The sequence below is a fragment of the Actinophytocola sp. genome, assembly GCF_036002505.1.
Lineage (GTDB): Bacteria > Actinomycetota > Actinomycetes > Mycobacteriales > Pseudonocardiaceae > DASYTH01.
The window spans coordinates 1-17,334 of record NZ_DASYTH010000297.1; the positions used below are offsets into that span (position 1 = coordinate 1).

Annotated in this window: 15 protein-coding genes; 12 read left to right on the top strand and 3 right to left on the bottom strand. The window is 69.1% G+C overall.

The features are described from left to right. Positions 1 to 141 precede the first annotated feature (141 nt). The 8 genes from VGR06_RS26065 to VGR06_RS26100 all read left to right on the top strand — a co-directional run bounded on the left by VGR06_RS26065 (position 142) and on the right by VGR06_RS26100 (position 9,139). Positions 142 to 1,368: a bifunctional cobalt-precorrin-7 (C(5))-methyltransferase/cobalt-precorrin-6B (C(15))-methyltransferase gene (locus tag VGR06_RS26065; protein ID WP_327561763.1), complete on the top strand. Its 1,227-nt coding sequence runs from the start codon at positions 142 to 144 to the stop codon at positions 1,366 to 1,368. A 114-nt stretch (positions 1,369 to 1,482) separates the two neighbouring features. Then, positions 1,483 to 3,105: an ABC transporter substrate-binding protein gene (locus VGR06_RS26070; RefSeq protein WP_327561764.1), complete on the top strand. Its 1,623-nt coding sequence runs from the start codon at positions 1,483 to 1,485 to the stop codon at positions 3,103 to 3,105. Then, positions 3,102 to 4,058: an ABC transporter permease gene (locus VGR06_RS26075; RefSeq protein ID WP_327561765.1), complete on the top strand. Its 957-nt coding sequence runs from the start codon at positions 3,102 to 3,104 to the stop codon at positions 4,056 to 4,058. Before VGR06_RS26070 ends, VGR06_RS26075 begins: the two co-directional genes overlap by 4 nt. A 61-nt stretch (positions 4,059 to 4,119) precedes the next feature. Next, on the top strand, positions 4,120 to 5,004 hold the full coding sequence (locus tag VGR06_RS26080; protein WP_327561766.1) for an ABC transporter permease: 885 nt from the start codon (positions 4,120 to 4,122) through the stop codon (positions 5,002 to 5,004). 178 nt (positions 5,005 to 5,182) lie between these two features. Continuing rightward, the gene (locus VGR06_RS26085) at positions 5,183 to 6,184 is read left to right on the top strand and encodes an ABC transporter ATP-binding protein (protein WP_327561767.1); all 1,002 of its coding nucleotides are present in this window, start codon (positions 5,183 to 5,185) and stop codon (positions 6,182 to 6,184) included. A 202-nt stretch (positions 6,185 to 6,386) separates the two neighbouring features. Further along, a complete protein-coding gene (locus VGR06_RS26090; RefSeq protein ID WP_327561768.1) occupies positions 6,387 to 7,385 on the top strand; it encodes an oligopeptide/dipeptide ABC transporter ATP-binding protein in 999 nt (332 codons plus the stop codon). Positions 7,386 to 7,409: 24 nt separating this feature from the next. Next, entirely contained in the window at positions 7,410 to 8,450 is a 1,041-nt protein-coding gene (locus tag VGR06_RS26095; RefSeq protein WP_327561769.1) for a hypothetical protein, read from the top strand. A gap of 131 nt (positions 8,451 to 8,581) precedes the next feature. After that, on the top strand, positions 8,582 to 9,139 hold the full coding sequence (locus VGR06_RS26100; RefSeq protein ID WP_327561770.1) for a hypothetical protein: 558 nt from the start codon (positions 8,582 to 8,584) through the stop codon (positions 9,137 to 9,139). Positions 9,140 to 9,280: 141 nt separating this feature from the next. Here VGR06_RS26100 and ligD read toward each other — a convergent pair whose 3' ends face one another. Next, positions 9,281 to 10,300: a non-homologous end-joining DNA ligase gene (gene ligD, locus VGR06_RS26105; protein WP_327561771.1), complete on the bottom strand. Its 1,020-nt coding sequence runs from the start codon at positions 10,298 to 10,300 to the stop codon at positions 9,281 to 9,283. 21 nt (positions 10,301 to 10,321) lie between these two features. Beyond that, positions 10,322 to 11,131, bottom strand: coding sequence for an SAM-dependent methyltransferase (locus VGR06_RS26110; RefSeq protein WP_327561772.1), 810 nt, complete (start codon positions 11,129 to 11,131; stop codon positions 10,322 to 10,324). A gap of 148 nt (positions 11,132 to 11,279) precedes the next feature. Here VGR06_RS26110 and VGR06_RS26115 point away from each other — a divergent pair, with 148 nt between their 5' ends. The 4 genes from VGR06_RS26115 (at position 11,280) to VGR06_RS26130 (ending at position 15,653) form a co-directional block, all read left to right on the top strand. Next, a complete protein-coding gene (locus VGR06_RS26115) occupies positions 11,280 to 11,573 on the top strand; it encodes a hypothetical protein (RefSeq protein ID WP_327561773.1) in 294 nt (97 codons plus the stop codon). Between the two features lie 287 nt (positions 11,574 to 11,860). Next, on the top strand, positions 11,861 to 12,502 hold the full coding sequence (locus VGR06_RS26120) for a VPLPA-CTERM sorting domain-containing protein (protein WP_327561774.1): 642 nt from the start codon (positions 11,861 to 11,863) through the stop codon (positions 12,500 to 12,502). A gap of 85 nt (positions 12,503 to 12,587) precedes the next feature. Then, on the top strand, positions 12,588 to 13,331 hold the full coding sequence (locus tag VGR06_RS26125; RefSeq protein ID WP_327561775.1) for an SDR family oxidoreductase: 744 nt from the start codon (positions 12,588 to 12,590) through the stop codon (positions 13,329 to 13,331). Positions 13,332 to 13,835: 504 nt separating this feature from the next. Further along, positions 13,836 to 15,653 carry a glycoside hydrolase family 6 protein gene (locus VGR06_RS26130; RefSeq protein ID WP_327561776.1) on the top strand — a complete coding sequence of 606 codons (1,818 nt, stop codon included), beginning with the start codon at positions 13,836 to 13,838 and terminating at the stop codon, positions 15,651 to 15,653. A gap of 355 nt (positions 15,654 to 16,008) precedes the next feature. Here VGR06_RS26130 and VGR06_RS26135 read toward each other — a convergent pair whose 3' ends face one another. Beyond that, positions 16,009 to 17,181: a lytic polysaccharide monooxygenase gene (locus tag VGR06_RS26135; RefSeq protein ID WP_327561777.1), complete on the bottom strand. Its 1,173-nt coding sequence runs from the start codon at positions 17,179 to 17,181 to the stop codon at positions 16,009 to 16,011. Between the last annotated feature and the right edge of the window lie 153 nt (positions 17,182 to 17,334).

A 17,334-nucleotide genomic window follows, 5' to 3' on the forward strand; every position in this document is an offset into this window, starting at 1 on the left:
GTAGGCCGTAAGGCCCTGAAGGCCGCCTTCGGGACGTTCATCGTCCCGAAGGCGGCCTTCACGGCATGTCACCCGGATGATGCGCGATGTTGCACCCTTCTTCCCTGCCGGGGCGGCGCCGGGCGTGGTCTGATGGGTGGCGTGACCGCCACCGTGACCGTCATCGGCGTGGACGGGCGCAGCCTGCCGCCGGGGGCCGTGCCGGCGCTGGCCGGTGCGCGGTTGGTGGTGGGGCGGCGGGCGCTGCTGCACACCTACGCGGGTGCCGGGGCGCGGATGGTGGAGCTGGGCGCGGCGGCTGCGATGCCGGTGGCGGCGCTGGACGCGCTGGACGCGTCGGTGCGGGCGGGGGAGCCGGCGGTGGTGCTGGCGTCCGGGGATCCCGGGTTTTTCGGGCTGCTGCGGCAGTTGCGGGAGCGTGGCCTGCCGACCGTGAGCTGGCCGTCGGTTTCCTGCCTGCAGCGGGTGGCCGCGGCCATGGGGCGGCCGTGGGACGACGTGTCGGTGGTGAGCGCGCGGGACTTCGCCGCCGCGGTGAACGTGTGCCGGGCGCGGCGTGCGGTGGCGGTGGTGACCGCGCCGGGATCCGGGCCGGCCGAGCTGGGTGCGGCGCTGGACGGCTGGCGGCGCACGCTGGTCGTGCTGGAGGATCACGGCGGGCCGGGCGAGAAGCTGTCCGTTGTGGACACTGTGGAGGCCGCCGGGCGGGACTGGCAGGAGCCGAACATCGTGCTGTGCCTGGCCGATCCGGAGGGGGTCGGCCGGGACAGCTGGCTGGCCGGGGGCGAGGTGGTGCCGCCGGCTGACGGCTGGGCGCTGCCCGAGGACCGGTTCGCGCACCGGGAGGGGGTCGGCAGCCCGCCGGAGGTGCGCGCACTGGCGCTGGCCAAGCTCGCGCCGCGGCCGGGAACCCTGGTGTGGGACGTGTTCGCCGGCTCCGGCGCGCTGGGCATCGAGGCCGCCCGGCTCGGCGCCGCGGTGCTGGCCGTGGAGAGCGACCAGGGCCTGTGCGTGCGGATCGTGGCCAACGCCAGCGCGCACGGCGTGGACGTCCGGCTGGTCGAGGGCGACCTGCCGGCCGTGCTCGCCGGCCTGCCCGCCCCCGACGCGATCTTCATCGGCACCGCCCGCTCGGACGTGGTGCGCCGCTGCGCCGGCGTCGGCGCCTGCCGGGTGGTGGTCGTCGTGCACGAGTTGGAGGGCCTCGGCCCGGCCCGGGACGCGCTCACCGACAACGGGTACACAGTAGACGGTTGCCAGCTTTCCGCTGCGCCGCTTGAGGGTCTGGCCGGTGGCGGTGCCGCGGTGGGCGCGGCCAACTCGACGTTCCTGCTCTGGGGCGCTCAGCAGCGCGTGTACCTGCCCTGAAGGTGCGGTTGGTCGCATACCGGTCACGATTACGGTTGGGCAACGAGCCCATTGTCGACCTTCAACTGTATGCAGTATGTTCCGGAAAACCTCCAATTGAACCGGGAGGGCTCCATGACTCGTTCCCGTGTTCGAGGCGGCGCCGCTGTTGCCGCCCTGCTGCTGGCGCTGACCGGCTGCGGCAAGATCGATAACCAGCAACAACCGTCCGGCGGCGGCAACAGCGCCGACAACCGGGCGGTCAAGAGCGGCGGCACGCTGCGCATCGCGCTGGACGGCGAGCCGGACAAACTCGACCCGACGCTGGCCCGCACCCTGGTCGGCCGCAACGTGTTCGCCGCGATCTGCGAGAAGCTCTACGACGTCAACGAGAAGCTCGAGGTCGTCCCGCAGCTGGCCGCGGCGATGCCCGAGGTGTCGTCCGACGGCAAGACCGTGACGATCAAGCTGCGTACCGGGCTGCGGTTCTCCGACGGCACCACGCTGGACGCGGCCGCGGTGAAGACGTCGCTGGACCGGCACCGCACGCTCGACGGCTCGCAGCGCAAGAGCGAGCTGGCCAACGTCAAGGATGTCACCGTGACCGACCCGGCGACGGTGACGCTCGGCCTCGCCCAGCCGTTCGCGCCGCTGGCCGCCGTGCTCGCCGACCGCGCCGGGATGATCATGTCGCCGGCCGTGCTGACGGCTAAGGGTGCCGACTTCGGCACCGCGCCGTCCTGCGTCGGGCCGTTCAAGTTCGCCACCCGGGTCGCCCAGGACCGGATCGAGGTGGTCAAGGACCCGAACTACTACGACGCGGCCAAGGTCAAGCTGGACAAGGTGATCTACCGGTCCATCCCGGATGCCAACACCCGGTTCAACAACCTGCGCTCGGGCGACATCGACGTGGTGTTCAACGTGAGCCCGATCAACGTCGACGAGCTCAAGGGCATGAGCAACCTGCGCCTGATCAGCACGGAGTCCCTTGGCTACCAAGGCATCACGGTCAACATCGGGAACGTCGCCGGGGTCGGCAAGGCACCCGGGACGCTCGCCGCACCCTTTGCCGGGCCGTTCGCCACCGAAGCCAAGGTGCGCCGGGCGTTCATGCTGACCATCGACCGGGATTCGCTCAACCGCACGGTGTTCCGCGGTCAGTATGCCCCGGCGTGCGGCCCGGTCAGCCCGGCCAGCCAGCTCTCCTCGGACGCCGCGCAGGCCTGCCCGAAGCATGACGTCGCCGAGGCGAAGAAGCTGCTCGGCGAGGCCGGGGTGCAGACTCCGGTCAAGGTCAGCCTGACCGTGGTCAACGACCCGGACAACCGGCGGATCGGCGAGGCGGTCAAGTCCATGGCCGCCGAGGGCGGATTCGACGTGCAGCTCGAGCCGACCGAGTTCGCCAGCTCCCTCGACCTCACCGACGCCGGCAAGTACCAGCTGTACCGGATCGGCTGGTCCGGCCGGGTCGACGCGGACGGCAACATCACGCCGTTCGTGCAGACCAAGGGCTCGCAGAACGTCGCCGGCTACTCCGACGCGGAGATCGACCAGTGGCTCAACGACGCGCGCTCCACGCAGGACCTGACGAAGCGCAAGGAGCTGTACGGGAAGGTGGTCGGCAAGCTGCAGCAGGACGCCCCGCTGATCTACCTGTACCGGCAGAAGAACCTCACCGGCGTGACCAGCAAAGCCGGTCAGGTCAAGGAGTTCGGTGACGGCATCATCCGGGTCACCACGGCCGGTTTCGTCGAGTGAATCGGTACCTGGCGCGGCGCCTCGTCGAGTCGATCATCACGTTGTTTTTGGCAACCGTGGTGGTGTTCCTCGGAATCCGGGCGCTGCCCGGGGACCCGGCGCGGGTGCTGGCCGGTGAGGAGAGCGACCCGCAGGCGATCGCCGAGGTACGCGCCTCCTATGGTCTGGACCAGCCGCTGCCGGTGCAGTACGTGCGGTACCTCGGCAAGGCGTTCACCGGGGATCTCGGCACGTCGGTGCGCACCGGGCTGCCGGTCACCGAGATCATCGCCGGCGCCCTGCCGGTGACGCTGGAGCTGGCGTTCCTGGCCATGCTCGTCGCGATCCTGATCGGCCTGTCCACCGGCGTGATCGCCGCGGTGCGCCGGCGCGGGCCACTGGAGTGGGCGTCGAACTCGGTTGCCCTGCTCGGACTGTCCATTCCGAACTTCTGGTTCGGGCAGATGGGCATCCTGCTGTTCGCGGTGCTCCTCGGCGTGCTGCCGGCGTCGGGTTTCGTGCCGTTCCTGGACGACCCGGTGGAGAACCTGCGGCGCATGATCATGCCGGCGGTCGTGCTCGGTTCGGCGATCGCCGCGGTGATCATGCGGCAGACCCGGTCGGCCATGCTGGAGTCGCTCACCGCGGACTTCGTGCGCACCGCCCGGGCCAAGGGGTTGCCGCGGCACCAGGTGATCCTCGGCCACGCACTGCGCAACAGCCTGATCGTGGTCACCACCGTGGTGGGGCTGCAGCTCGGCATCCTCATCTCCGGCGCGGTGGTCACCGAGTCGATCTTCGTGCTGCCCGGCTTCGGCCGGCTCACCCTTGACGCCGTGTTCACCAGGGACTACCCCTTGATGCAGGGGGTCGTGCTGATCACGGCGACCGCGTACATCGTACTGAACCTGCTCGTCGACCTGCTGTACTCGGTCATCGACCCGCGGATCCGGGTGGGAGGTGCGGCGCTGTGAGCGAGCTTGCGAGCGAACCATCAGGCAGGGCGCGGCGGCACCGAGCTTGCGAGGTGACGCTGTGACGGCCGTCGTCGACGCACCCGTGGTAAAGGAACCGCGGCTGACCCGGCGCCGGGCGCTGCGCCGCGTGCTGCGCAACCCGCTGGCCATGGTCGGGCTCAGCGTGGTGCTGCTGGCCGTGCTGCTCGCCATTCTCGCCCCGCTCATCGCGCCCTTCCCTTACGAGGCAACGGATTTCACCGCGCCCGCGCCGCAACCGCCGTCCGGGCACCACTGGCTGGGCACCGACGAGCTCGGCCGTGACCAGTTCTCCCGCGTGCTGTTCGGGTTGCGCGCGTCGGTCGTGGTCGGCGCGCTGGCGGTGCTGCTGTCCGTGATCGTCGGTGTCCCGCTGGGGCTGCTGGCCGGGTTCTACGGCTGGCTGGACCCGATCGTGTCCCGGCTCACCGACCTGCTGCTGGCCTTCCCGTTCCTGATCCTGGCGGTGGGGCTCGCCGTGATCCTCGGCCCGTCGCTGTTCACCGCGGTGGTCGCGATCGGGGTGGGGCAGATCCCCGGCATGATCCGGGTGACCCGCGGGGAGACACTCCGGTTGCGTGGCATGGACTACGTGGGCGCGGCGTTCGCCAACGGCGCCGGCGACCTGACCGTGCTCGGCCGGCACATCCTGCCCAACGCGGTGAACGCGATCCTGGTCCAGGCCACCGTGTACGTGCCGGCCGCGATCATCGGCGAGGCGGTGCTTTCCTTCCTGGGCCTCGGGGTTCGCCCGCCCACCCCGTCACTCGGCGTGATGCTGGCCAGTGCGCAGCCGTTCTACCACGACGGCCCGTGGATGGCGGTGTTCCCCGGCCTGGTGATCGTCGTTTTGACGCTGGCGCTGAACCTGCTCGGCGACGGCCTGCGGGATGCGCTGGACCCCAAGGAAAGCGGTCGGGCATGAAGCTTGCGGAATGCCGGGCGAGGGAGTTGGCCCACCGCGACGAGGGGGGCCCGAGGAACTGGGGTCTGGGGGCCTGCCCCCAGTGGAGCGCTGTCTGCCCGAGGAGCGGTCCGGTGACCCACCACCCAAGGAGACCCAAGACCATGGCCAACACTCCCGAGTTGACGGGCACTGCCTCGTGACGCTGCTGGAGGTGTCCGACCTCACCGTCGCGTTCCACACCGAGGACGGGCCGGTGCTCGCGGTGGACTCGGCGTCGTTCACCATGGCGGAGCGGGAAGTCCTGGCGCTGGTCGGCGAGTCCGGGTGCGGCAAGAGCGTGACCTCGATGGCGCTGACCGGGTTGCTGCCGGCCAACGCCGAAGTGTCCGGCTCGGTGCGTTTCGCCGAGCGGGAACTCGTCGGCCTGCCGGAGAACCGGCTCTCCGGGGTACGCGGGCGGGACGTCGCCTACGTCTTCCAGGAACCGATGACCTCGCTGAATCCGGTGCTCACCGTGGGGCGGCAGATCCGTGAGGTGTTGTACCGGCACCAGCGGATGGCGCGGTCCGCGGCCTCCCGGCGGGCGCTGGAACTGCTGAACCAGGTGGGAATTCCGGAGCCGGAGCGGCGGCTGGGGGAGTACCCGCATCAGCTTTCCGGCGGCATGCGGCAGCGCGTGATGATCGCGATGGCGCTGGCCTGCCGGCCCCGGCTACTGGTGGCCGACGAGCCGACGACCGCGCTGGACGTGACGATCCAGGCCGGGATCCTCGACCTGCTGCGGACGCTGAGTGCCGAGATCGGCACCGCGGTTCTGCTGATCACGCACGACCTCGGGGTGGTCGCCGACATCGCCGACCGCGTGGTGGTGATGTACGCCGGGCGCACCATCGAAGAGTCCACAGTAGATGGACTGTTCGCAAGCCCGTCCCATCCGTACACTCGCGGGCTGCTCGACGCGGTGCCCAACCCGGCCCGGCGCACCGACGGCGGGCTGCGCGAGATCCCAGGCCTGGTACCGGTTCTGTCGTCCTCTTCGGACTCCTGCACGTTCGCCGACCGGTGCGCTCACACCGACGATCTCTGCCGGAGCAGCCGTCCACCGTTTGAACCCGGACCCGCCGGTCATCCGGTCGCCTGCTGGCATCCAGTGTCTACTGTGGATGCTTCACCGGAGCTGTGGCGGGCCGGCGCCTGATGAGCGGGCCGGCGGTGTCTGGACTGACGAGCAGCGCAGGGTGCGAGGAGGAGGGGGCGGGTCCCCGCAGGGGGTCGGTATCAACACCGGCGACCGAGCAGCGCAGGAGGGAAGACACCGCGTCACGGCCCGCTCCCGCGAGCGGAGCGAGCCAAATGTCACTGCCCGCTCACGCGAGCGGAGCGAGCCGATTGGACACAGCATGAGCGGGCCGGTGTTGGAGCTCGTGGACCTGGTGAAGCATTTCGGCACCGGTTCGTCTGCGGTGCGCGCGGTCGACGGGGTGAGCTTGACGCTCTCACCCGGCGAGGTCGTCGGCCTGGTCGGTGAGTCCGGCAGCGGCAAGACGACCCTGGGTCGCTGCGTGGTGCGGCTGGTGCCGGTGACGTCCGGCCAGGTGGTCATGCGCGGTGTGGACATCGCCGGGCTGCCGCGTCGCAAACTGCGCGGGTTGCGCCGGCACTTCAACATCGTGTTCCAGGACCCGTCCTCCTCGTTGAACCCGCGCATGACCGTCGCCGACATCGTGTGCGAACCCTTGCGGCTGCACCGGATCGCCGACTCCGCCGGCCGCCGGGCCCGGCTCACCGAGCTGCTCGACCAGGTCGGCCTGCGCCCCGAAGTCGCCCGCCGCTACCCGCACGAGCTCTCCGGCGGCCAGCGCCAGCGCGTCAGCCTCGCCCGTGCCCTTTCCGCCGGGCCGGCCTTGCTGGTGGCCGACGAGCCGACCTCCGCCCTCGACGTCTCCGTCCAGGCCTCGGTCCTCAACCTGATCGCCCGCCTCCAGGCCGACCTCGGTTTCGCCTGCCTCTTCATCACCCACGACCTCGCCGCCGTCGAGTTCCTCGCCCAGCGGATCGCCGTGATGTACCTGGGAAAGCTCGTCGAGGTCGCCGAACGCGCCGAGCTTTTCGCCACCCCGCGCCACCCCTACACCCAGGCGCTGCTGTCGGCCGCCCCCATCCCCGATCCCCGCCTACAACGCACCCGGCAGCGAATCGTGCTGTCCGGCGATGTCCCCAGCCCGGTCCACCCCCCGCCCGGCTGCCGCTTCCACACCCGCTGCCCGGTCGCCGAAATCCGTTGCCGCACCGAAGAACCCCCATTGCGCCCGGTCGGCCCGGACGGCGCACTCGTCGCCTGCCACCTGGTTACCGACGCCGGCCTCGGCCCGCGCCTGGTCCAACCGGCCGTGGTCTGACCGGTGTCACGGTACGGTGTGGCCATGAACGGGCCGCTCCGGTCGTTCTTCCTTGACCTGGGGCTCATTCGGCGCGCGCTGCAGCGGGAGATCCAGCTTGCCGAGGACCGGGTGTCGCGGGAGGCCGAGGAGGCCCTCGACCGCGCCCGCGAGCGCCACCGGAAAGCCCTGCGCGAGCGCGCGGACCAGAACACCGAACTCCAGGGCCACAACGACGAGCTGCGCCAACGCATCACCGACCTCGAAACCACCGCTCACGACCTCCGCAAGGAGCTGGTCGCGGAGCGGCACAGCGGACACCGAAGACAGCGCGAACACGAGGCTGAGCAAGAACATCGGCGCGAGCTCGACCAGGACACCACCTCGGATCTGTTCTGCTGCCTGACCTGTACGTCGTTATGGCTGCTGAGCGCCCGCACCGACAACAGCTGCACGGTCCGCCGCCCGGTCGGCGACGGCTGCGACACCTGCAACGAGACGCCCCTGCACTGGTTGTGGGCGGCCCGAACCAGCGGCGCCAAGTCGGCTGCCGCCACCAAGGTCGCCCGCCCGTCCCGCGGCGCCCCCGGCCCGATGATGATTCTCCCGCTCCCCGGCGACCGCCCCGTCCGCACCGAGATCGGCGTCCGCCTGGCGACCGCGCTCCGCGACAACGACCAGGACGCCGCCATCACCGCGCTCGCCGGCGAACTCGCCCGCCACCCGGCCGAACCACCTCACACCTGCGCCACCCTCAATGCCATCGCCATCGGCCTCGACCGGATCCCGGACTCGATCCGCACCGGCGTCGTCTGGTGCACCACCGACATCACCGGTTCGCCCGAGAATGTCGCCAACGTCCTCACCGAAATCGCCACCCGCACAGCCGCACCGTCCAAAGACGTCGCCCGCGCCGCCCGCGTCGTCGGCCTCGTCTCCTGCGCCGCCGGTAACCGTTTAGGCGAATGCCACTGCGCCCGCCAACTCGTCACCGGGGACAAACTCAAAAGAATGGTCGACGACCTCATCGACGCCCGCTCACCCGGATACGGCGGCTGGTTCGACTCATCCGACGAAGACCAATAGCGCGAGCCCGGGTCCCGTCATCCGGCGGGCACGTTCCCGGGCTCACTTCCGGCCACCTCCGCAGACCGACCGGCTTCGCTGCAGAGGGTACTGGATCGAGCACTGTCGGTCCTCCCGGTTACCGTCCACTCGTGACTGAGCGGATCATGGCGCACGTCGACGAGGCCGGGGCCAATCTCCCCGGCGGGCATCGGCTGTACGTGCTTGCCGCCGTGATCAGCTCACCGTGTGATCACGCTCGCGTGATCGATGCGATGACTGCTCTGCAGATTCGGAAACTCCCGCTGCACTTTCATCCCGAAGGTCCGGAGCGCCGGGTGACTATTGCCAAGGCCCTTGCAGATTTGCCGTTTCACGGCGCGATCGTGCTGGCGACCAGAAGCACGAACACTGGCCAGGAACGGGCTCGAGCTCGCCTGATGGCGGCGTTGCTGCCGCGTCTTGAACATGTCGAGCGGGTCAGCCAGGTCATCGTGGAGAGCCGAGCCGGCGGCGATCGCCACGACCGTCGGATTCGGGAGCAACTGCGTCGCTCTCGCCTGATCACTGCAGCGCTCGTGCTGGATCATGCGGGCAAGTCTGAACCGTTGCTCTGGCCTGCCGACTTTTGTAGCTTCCTCCTACGTTGCCGCGCACCACCGCAGCGAACGCGCACCATGGGATGTCTTCAACCGCAGCCATCCGATTGATGTCATCGAGATTCCCCAGACATGACGCGAGCCGGAGGTCCCGTCATCCGGCGGGCACGTTCTCCGGCTCACTTCCGGCCGCATCCGCGGATCGACCGGCTTCGTACGCAACTGTACCGCACCCGTCCGCTGGGGTGCTCGTCAATCCTCCTTCTTGGCGCGGCTGGGGGCGACGCGGGGGGGTTCGTTGGGCATCTTGGGGTAGACGGGGGGCCAGGGGGCGTCCATGAGGCCGGCGGACATGTCGCGGTCGTGGAGGGCGAGGAGGGGGTCGAGGTTCTGGGGCTTGGTGTACATCTCCGACCAGGGGTTGCCGGCGGCGGCGACGCGGGCGGGGACGGTGGCGAGGGTGAGCTCGCGGGGGACGATCTGGTCTAGTTCGGACCAGGAGAAGGGGGCGGAGACCTGGGCGTGGCGATTGGCGCGGACGGACCAGGCGCCGAAGACGGTGCGGTGCGGGGCGTTCTGGTTGTAGTCGATGAAGACGCGGGCGCCGCGTTCTTCTTTCCACCAGGCGGCGGTGATCAGGTCGGGGCGGCGGCGCTCGAGCTCGCGGGCGGCGGCGACGGCGGCGGAGCGGACCTGGTAAGGGTCCCAGCGGGGTTCGAGGCGGGCGTAGATGTGGATGCCGCGGTTGCCGGTGGTCTTGGGGTAGCTGTCGATGCCGAGCTCGTCGAAGAGGGTTTTGGTTTCGACGGCGGCTTCCTGGATCATGCTGAACGTGACGCCGGGGCTGGGGTCGAGGTCCATGCGGAGCTCGTCGCAGTGCGCAGGGTCGGCGGCGGTGTTCGGCCAGACGTGGAAGCCGAGGCAGCCCATGTTCACCGCCCAGAGCACGTGGGCGAGGTCGACGGCGACGAGGGCGTCGGAGGTCGTTCCGTTCGGAGTGGACACCACGGTGGTGGTGATCCAGGGGTCGGATTTGGTTGGGGCGACGCGCTTCTGGAAGAACGACGGGCCGGTGGCGCCGCTGGGGAAGCGTTGCAGCAGCACCGGGCGCCCGCCCATGGCGGCCATCAGCGGCTCGGCGACGGCCAGGTAGTAGCGGGCGAGGTCCAACTTGGTGTCCCCGCGCTCGGGGAAGAACACGCGGTTCGGGCTGGTGATCCGCACCTGCCGGCCGGCAACTTCGAGCACCTCGGCGTCGTCATCCTTGGCCACCGGACGACCGTACCCGGGTGATCAGGGTTTGCGCGCCACCGCGGCGTAGAAGCCATCATCCTCCGGGTTGACGGCAACGTCCTCGGGGCGTTCCGGGCGCCATTGCGAGGTGGTCACGAGACCGGGCTCGACCAGTTCGAAGTCGCCGAACAGGGCCATCACCTCGGCGCGGTTGCGGGGGTACACGCCGATGTGACCCTTACGGGCCAGCTCCCGGACCGCCAGCGTGCGGGCGGTGGCGTAGTCGTCGGTGGTGTGGGTGATCGCCAGGTAGCTGCCGGGTGTGACCGCGTCGCGGTAGCGGGCGAACACACCGACCGGGTCGCGCTGGGGCGAAAGGTGATGGCCGATGGTGATCGCGAGGATCCCGATCGGCTCGCGGAAGTCCAGCGTGCGGCGGGTCTGTGGGGCATGCAGCACGATGTCGGGTTCGGTGATGTCAGCCTGGAGGATGACCGCGCGGTCGTTCCCCTCGAGGACGAGCTCGCTGTGCGCGACCGCCACGGGCTCGTAGTCGACGTACACCACGCGGCACTCGGGGTCGGCCTGCTGGGCGATCTCGTGCACGTTGCCGACGGTGGGGATGCCGGAGCCCAGGTCGAGGAACTGGCGGATGCCGGACTCGATCAGGAACAGCACCACACGGCGCAGGAACGCCCGGTTCATGATCGCGAAACGGCGCATCTCGGGCTGCGCGGCCAGCATCTTGTCCACGAGCAGACGGTCGGCCTCCAGGTTGTGGCCGCCGCCGAGGATGTAGTCGTACATCCGCGCCGTGCTGGGCTGGCCGATGTCGACCGTTTCCGGGATCCAGCCCGTCTGCCCTGTCACCACTCACCTCGATCTTCCCCTGGTGGCGGGAACAGTACTGAGCGCATACCGGTAACCGGGATGGGCTTCACTCGGATGGCCTAGCCTGTAGAACACCTGTTCGAGACTTGGCTAGGCTGGCGCGGTGCATGCTGAGGGAGGGAGCCTGGTGATCAAGACTTATCAGCCCTGGCCGGCGCCGGTGTTGGCGGCGTGTTTCCGGGACCCGGGGGTGTTGCCGGAGATCGACCGGTGGGTGGCGACTCTGCGTGATCAGGGTCGGGTTCCGGCCGAGGTGGACTTCACCGTTCGGCGGAACGGCGCCACGCTGGTGGGTGTTCTCCGCGACCGGACCGGGGAGCACGAACTGCCGCCCGGCGGCTTCCTCGTGCTCGGCGGGGGTGGGCTGCGGGTGCTTGACGAGCGCTCGTTCTTCCGGCACTACCGGGATCCGGACGCCTGAGCGTCGAACTCGGTTGCGTGAGCGTCGGACTCGCGGGAGTTTGATCGTCCTATTGTCACAGTTTCGTCTCGAGTTGGTGATCGACATCCGGTCAGAGGGCCTACCGCGGGGGTCGAAAGGGGTGCGACACGCCGGCTACGCAGGGCAGATGTTGTGAGACCCGACCCGGTGAAAGTTAACCCACAGGGGTGAGTACTCTTCGGCAAATCATCGCCGGTTGGTGACTCCCTGCCAGGTCACCAGCGCCAGCCGTAACCGTTGGGATCGCAGCAGTCCTGGAGGATTTCATGGCCCTCACCCCGTCCCTCGCCAGGAGAGCACTCGCCGTCGGCGCAGCCGCCACAGTCGCCCTCGTCGCGCTTGCCGTGCCGGCGAGCGCGCACCGAGGGAAGCCGGTTGCCAGCTGCGACAAGGAGACCGGGAAGACCACCCTCACGGTCAACCTCGTCGACTACAACCCCAACAAGCCGGGTGACGAGAGCAAGGCCCCGAACACGATCAAGATCATCGATGGCGACCAGGTCCTGCTGGCCCTCACCCACTTCGGCGGCAAGTACCCGCGTCCCGACACGGACGACAAGAGTTCGTTCGTGTTGCCCGGCGACGTCGAGCACAACTTCACCGTCGTGGTCACGGCGTGGGACGACGAGGACCTGAAGGACGACGAGTGGTCGTTCACCTGGAAGGACAAGGTCGAGGCCTGCGTCGAGAAGGAGCAGCCGCCGTCGTCCGTGTCCAGCCCGCCGAGCTCGCCGAGCAGCCCGCCGTCGAGCGCGCCGACCACGACGACGACCGCCCCGGCCGTGGTCGCCTCCACCGCGCTGGCCGACACCGGCGCGAGCATCGGGTTGCCGCTGGCCATCGGCGCGCTGCTGCTGATCGGTGGCGTGGGCATGTTGATCCTGGTGCGCCGCCGCCGCAAGATCTGATCCCTTCTTAAGGCACCGACCGCGCCGCGGGGTGAGCTTCGGCCACTCCGCGGCGCTGTCGTGTCCACCGCGTTAGGTTGCAGCCGTGCGAAAGAACATCCTGATCACCGGGGCGAGCGCGGGGCTCGGCGCGGAGATGGCCCGGCAGTTCGCCGCCCTGGGCCGCAACCTCGCCCTGTGCGCCCGGCGCACCGACCGGCTCGACCGGTTGCGCGGCGAGCTGACCGCGGCGCACCCGGGCCTCACGGTCGCGGTCCGGCGCCTCGACGTGACAGACCATGACGCGGTCTTCACCGTGTTCCGGGAGCTCGACGAGGAGCTCGGCGGGCTCGACCGGGTCATCGTGAACGCCGGGATCGGCAAGGGCCAACCGGTCGGCACCGGTCATTTCCCGGCCAACCTGCACACGGCGGAGACCAACTTCGTCGCCGCGCTCGCCCAGTGCGAGGCGGCCATGGAGCTGTTCCGCGAGCGCGGCGCCGGCCACCTGGTGGTGATCTCCTCGGTGAGCGCCCTGCGCGGGCTGCCGGGCGCCGTGACCACCTACGCCGCGACCAAGGCCGGGGTGTCCGCGCTGGCCGAGGGAATCCGGGCGGACACGCTGCGCACACCGATCCGGGTGAGCGCGATCCTGCCCGGTTACATCCGCTCCGAGATGAACCCTGAGCCGCACGCGCCAATGATCGTCAGCACCGAGAAGGGTGTTCGGGCGATGGTTCGGGCCATCGAGCGCGAGGTGCCCAGCGCCTGCGTGCCGCCTTGGCCGTGGCGATTGATCGGTGCCGCGATGCGGGTCGCGCCGCTGCGCTTGATCGCCCGTTTCCTCTAGGTCACCGGCCGGGGGAGCCCACAACGTGGACTCCACTGTCTATAGTGGACAGTCGCCTTCCGTTGTGCCGCAATCTGTTCCAATGTGGGTGGAATGGTGATGTAACCGGTTACAAAGCGCAGGCCAAGGTTTGACCATGAGAGCGTTGTCCGATTAGGCATGCCGGTGCCGACTAATTCGACGTTCTCCGGAGCTCCCTTTCGCGTCACGGATAGACCCGGTTTCCGATGCTTTAGTGCGACTATTTTCGGTACCGCTGGAGAATCGTGTGGACCGTGGTTCTACTTCGAGCGTGCTGAGTTGTCGGGACCCCCGGCGGGTGTTGCGGACGTGCCGTGGAGGTCAGCCCGCCCAGCCGTGGTCGAGGCCGGATCGGGAGGGCGTTTCGAGCCGGCAAAGCCTCTGTACAGGCCGTGTTAACCCAGTTACCATCCGGTCTGGGAGCGCTCCCAGAAGGGGGCAGCTGACCGCTGTCCGACATTGGCGTCGAGAGGACGATCCCCGATGAGAATCCCTGCACAGCCACCACCAGACCGGAAACGCCGAGGTCGCGCGTTCGCGGTCGCCGGCGCGACGGTCGTGCTGGCGGCCGCCACGATCACCTTGGCTAGTACCGGCCCGGCCGGTGCCGCCCCGGCATGTTCGGTGACCTATACGATCCAGAGCGACTGGGGTGCCGGGTTCGTCGCGAACCTGCACTTGGCCAACTCGGGTGATGCGACGAGCAGTTGGCGAGTCACCTTCACGTTCCCGGGCAACCAGCAGATCCAGATGCCGGGCTGGGGCGCGAACTGGTCCCAGACGGGCCAGAGCGTGGCGGCGACGAACATGTCCTGGAACGGTGCCCTCGGCAACGGGGCGTCCACCGACTTCGGTTTTCAGGCCGCCTACAGCGGAACCAACGCCAGACCGTCCAATGTCGCGGTGACGTGTACCCCCGCCGGCGGCGGAACGACCACCACGACGCCGACCACCACGACCACGACGAGGACCACGACGTCGACCACCACGACGACGTCGACCACCACCTCGTCGACGACGACCACCACCACCGGCCCACCCCCGCCGGGCAAGGTGGACAACCCGTTCGCGGGCGCCCGGGGCTACGTCAACCCGGACTGGGCCGCCAACGCCAACAGCGTCGCGGGCGGCAACCGGATCTCCAACCAGTCGACCGCCGTGTGGATGGACCGGATCGCGGCGATCGCCGGCACGACGACGTCCCGCGGCCTGGTCGGTCACCTCGACGAGGCGGTGCGGCAGGCGGGCAGCAACCCGCTGACGATCCAGATAGTGATCTACGACCTGCCCGGTCGGGACTGCGCGGCGCTGGCTTCCAACGGTGAGCTCGGCCCGACCGACATCGCCCGGTACGAGCACGACTACGTCGACGTGATCGCGGGCATCATGGCCCGCCCGGCGTACCGCAACCTGCGGATCGTCGCGATCATCGAGCCGGACTCGCTGCCGAACATGGTCACCAACGCCGACGGGCAGGCGGGCGCGACCCCGCAGTGCGCCACGATGAAGCAGAACGGCAACTACGTCACCGGTGTCGGGTACGCGCTGCACACGCTGAACGCGGTCGGCAACGTGTACAACTACATCGACGTCGGCCACCACGCCTGGTTGGGCTGGGACTCGAACTTCAACCCGGCCATCGACGAGTTCAAGCTGGCGGCCACCTCGGCCGGCGCCACCGTCGACGACGTGTGGGGCTTCATCACCAACCTGGCCAACTACGGGGCCACCACCGAGCCGAACTTCACGATCAACAGCTCGGTGAACGGCACGTCGGTGCGCCAGGCGCACTGGATCGACTTCAACAACTTTGTCGACGAGCAGTCCTGGGCTGTGGGATTCCGAAACGGGCTGATCAGCCGGGGCGGTTTCCGGTCCAACATCGGCATGCTGATCGACACCTCCCGCAACGGGTGGGGCGGCTCCGCCCGTCCGGCCGGTCCCGGCCCGACCACCAGCGTCGACACGTTCGTCGACGGTGGCCGGATCGACCGCCGCATCCACGCCGGCAACTGGTGCAACCAGGCCGGTGCAGGTCTGGGCGCGCGGCCGACCGCGGCCCCGGCGGCCGGGATCGACGCCTACGTCTGGGTCAAGCCGCCGGGTGAGTCCGATGGTTCCAGCACGGCGATCCCGAACGACGAGGGCAAGGGCTTTGACCGGATGTGCGACCCCACGTACACCGGCAACGCGCGCAACGGCAACAGCATGTCCGGCGCGCTGCCCGACTCGCCGCTGGCCGGGCGCTTCTTCCCGGCGCAGTTCCAGCAGCTGATGCAGAACGCTTTCCCGGCACTGTAAGGGAAAGTAGTTAGACCTGAGGGCCGCCCGCATCATCCCGGAGGGTGCGGGCGGCCTTCAGCCTGCCCAGGGCACGGAACACACCTACGCCAAGCCGGAACACACCTACGCGAAGCCGTAACACACCCACGCCAAGCCGTGACACGGCTACGCGAAGCCGGGACACGCGGTGTGGTGGTGGCGGCCCGGGCGTGTCCCGCTTTCCGGTAGGCATGTTCCGGGTCTGCGTAGGCGTGTTCGGCTTTGGCGTAGGCATGTTCGGCGTTGACGTAGGTGTGTTCCGCTTTCCGGGGCTGGCAAGCCGAAGGCCGCCCTCGCGGTGGCGGGGGCGGCCTTCGGGTGGGGCGAGGCGGGATCAGCCGCCGTGGTGGTGTGCGACGGACTGCACGTCACCGTTCTGGTGGTTGAAGTGCTGGAACAGGGTGGGGAGGGCCTTCAGCCGCAGGAAGAGGTTGCTGATGAAGGTGGTTGGGGTTGCTGAGGTGGAGCTGGCACCGGTGGGGGTTTGACATGCCGTGATGTTCGTCGGCGGGTTGTTGGTGCCGTCATGGGAGCCCTGGAAGCCGAAGGTCACCGACTTGCCGGGGTCGATGTGCAGGTTGTATCTCGCGTTGTTGGCGGTGACGTTCTGGGCGGTCTGCGCGATGTCGGAGTCCCAGAACTGGGTGACCCGCTGGTTGTTCGGGAACGTCCAGCGGACGGTCCAGCCGTTGACCGGGTTGGTGCCGGTGTTGGTCACCGTCACGTTGGCGTTGAAGCCGACGTTCCAGCTGGCCGTGATCGTGTAGGTGGCCGAGCAGCTGACCGGCGGCGGCGGGGGCGGTGGCGGCGGGGGCGGCGGCGCGCCCGCACCGAACCAGACGTCCGAGCAGTTGTAGAACGCCTCCGGGCTGTCCGAGCGCTGCATGATCGTGTAGATGATGTGGCGGCCGGACTTGTTGGCCGGCAAGGTAACCGGCCAGGTGTACTCGCGACCGAGCGGGCCGCTGCCGTCGAGCGGCGGGTTGGTCACCGAGTTGAACGGCGTGGCCTCCAGATCAGACCACTTGAGTGGCAGATCGGGGTTCCAGCCGTCCCGGGTCACGAAGCTCTGCCAGGTGCCGGGGTGCGGCGCCCAGGCGTTGTAGCGGAACGTGACGTTGGCACCGGGTTGCATTCCGGTGGTCGGGAAGTCCTGCCGGCCGGCCCGGAACTTGATGAACGCATCCTGCGGTCCGCAGAGGTTACCGTCCGGAACGATCGTCCGGTGGTTGCCGCCGGCGTTGCTGAGCAGGTTGCCGAACCAGTTCCAGAACGCGAAGTGGTCCTGCGGACCGTTGAGCCAGGCGTCCTGGCAGGCCGGGTTCGTCGGGAACAGATCCCCTCCGTTTCCGCCGTTCAGGCCGTCGACGTAGCACGCGTACGTGCGGGAAGGGGGGAAAACCGTGGAACCGTGCGCGAACGCGACGGGCCCGGGCAACACCACCAGCAGGGCGCCGGTGAGGGCGGCGGTCATGGCGCCCACCCCCACCTTGTGGAGTGCTCTCATGTGGCCCACCGTCTCCTTTCAGTTACCGAAAGCGATTGGGAGCGCTCCCAGGATCAAGCGTGTAACGTCCGTGTGTCAACGGCAGGTGTCTCAAGTTGCGTATCAATGTCGTGCGGCAGTCATCTTGGGCACGGTGAAACATTGACACCTCAG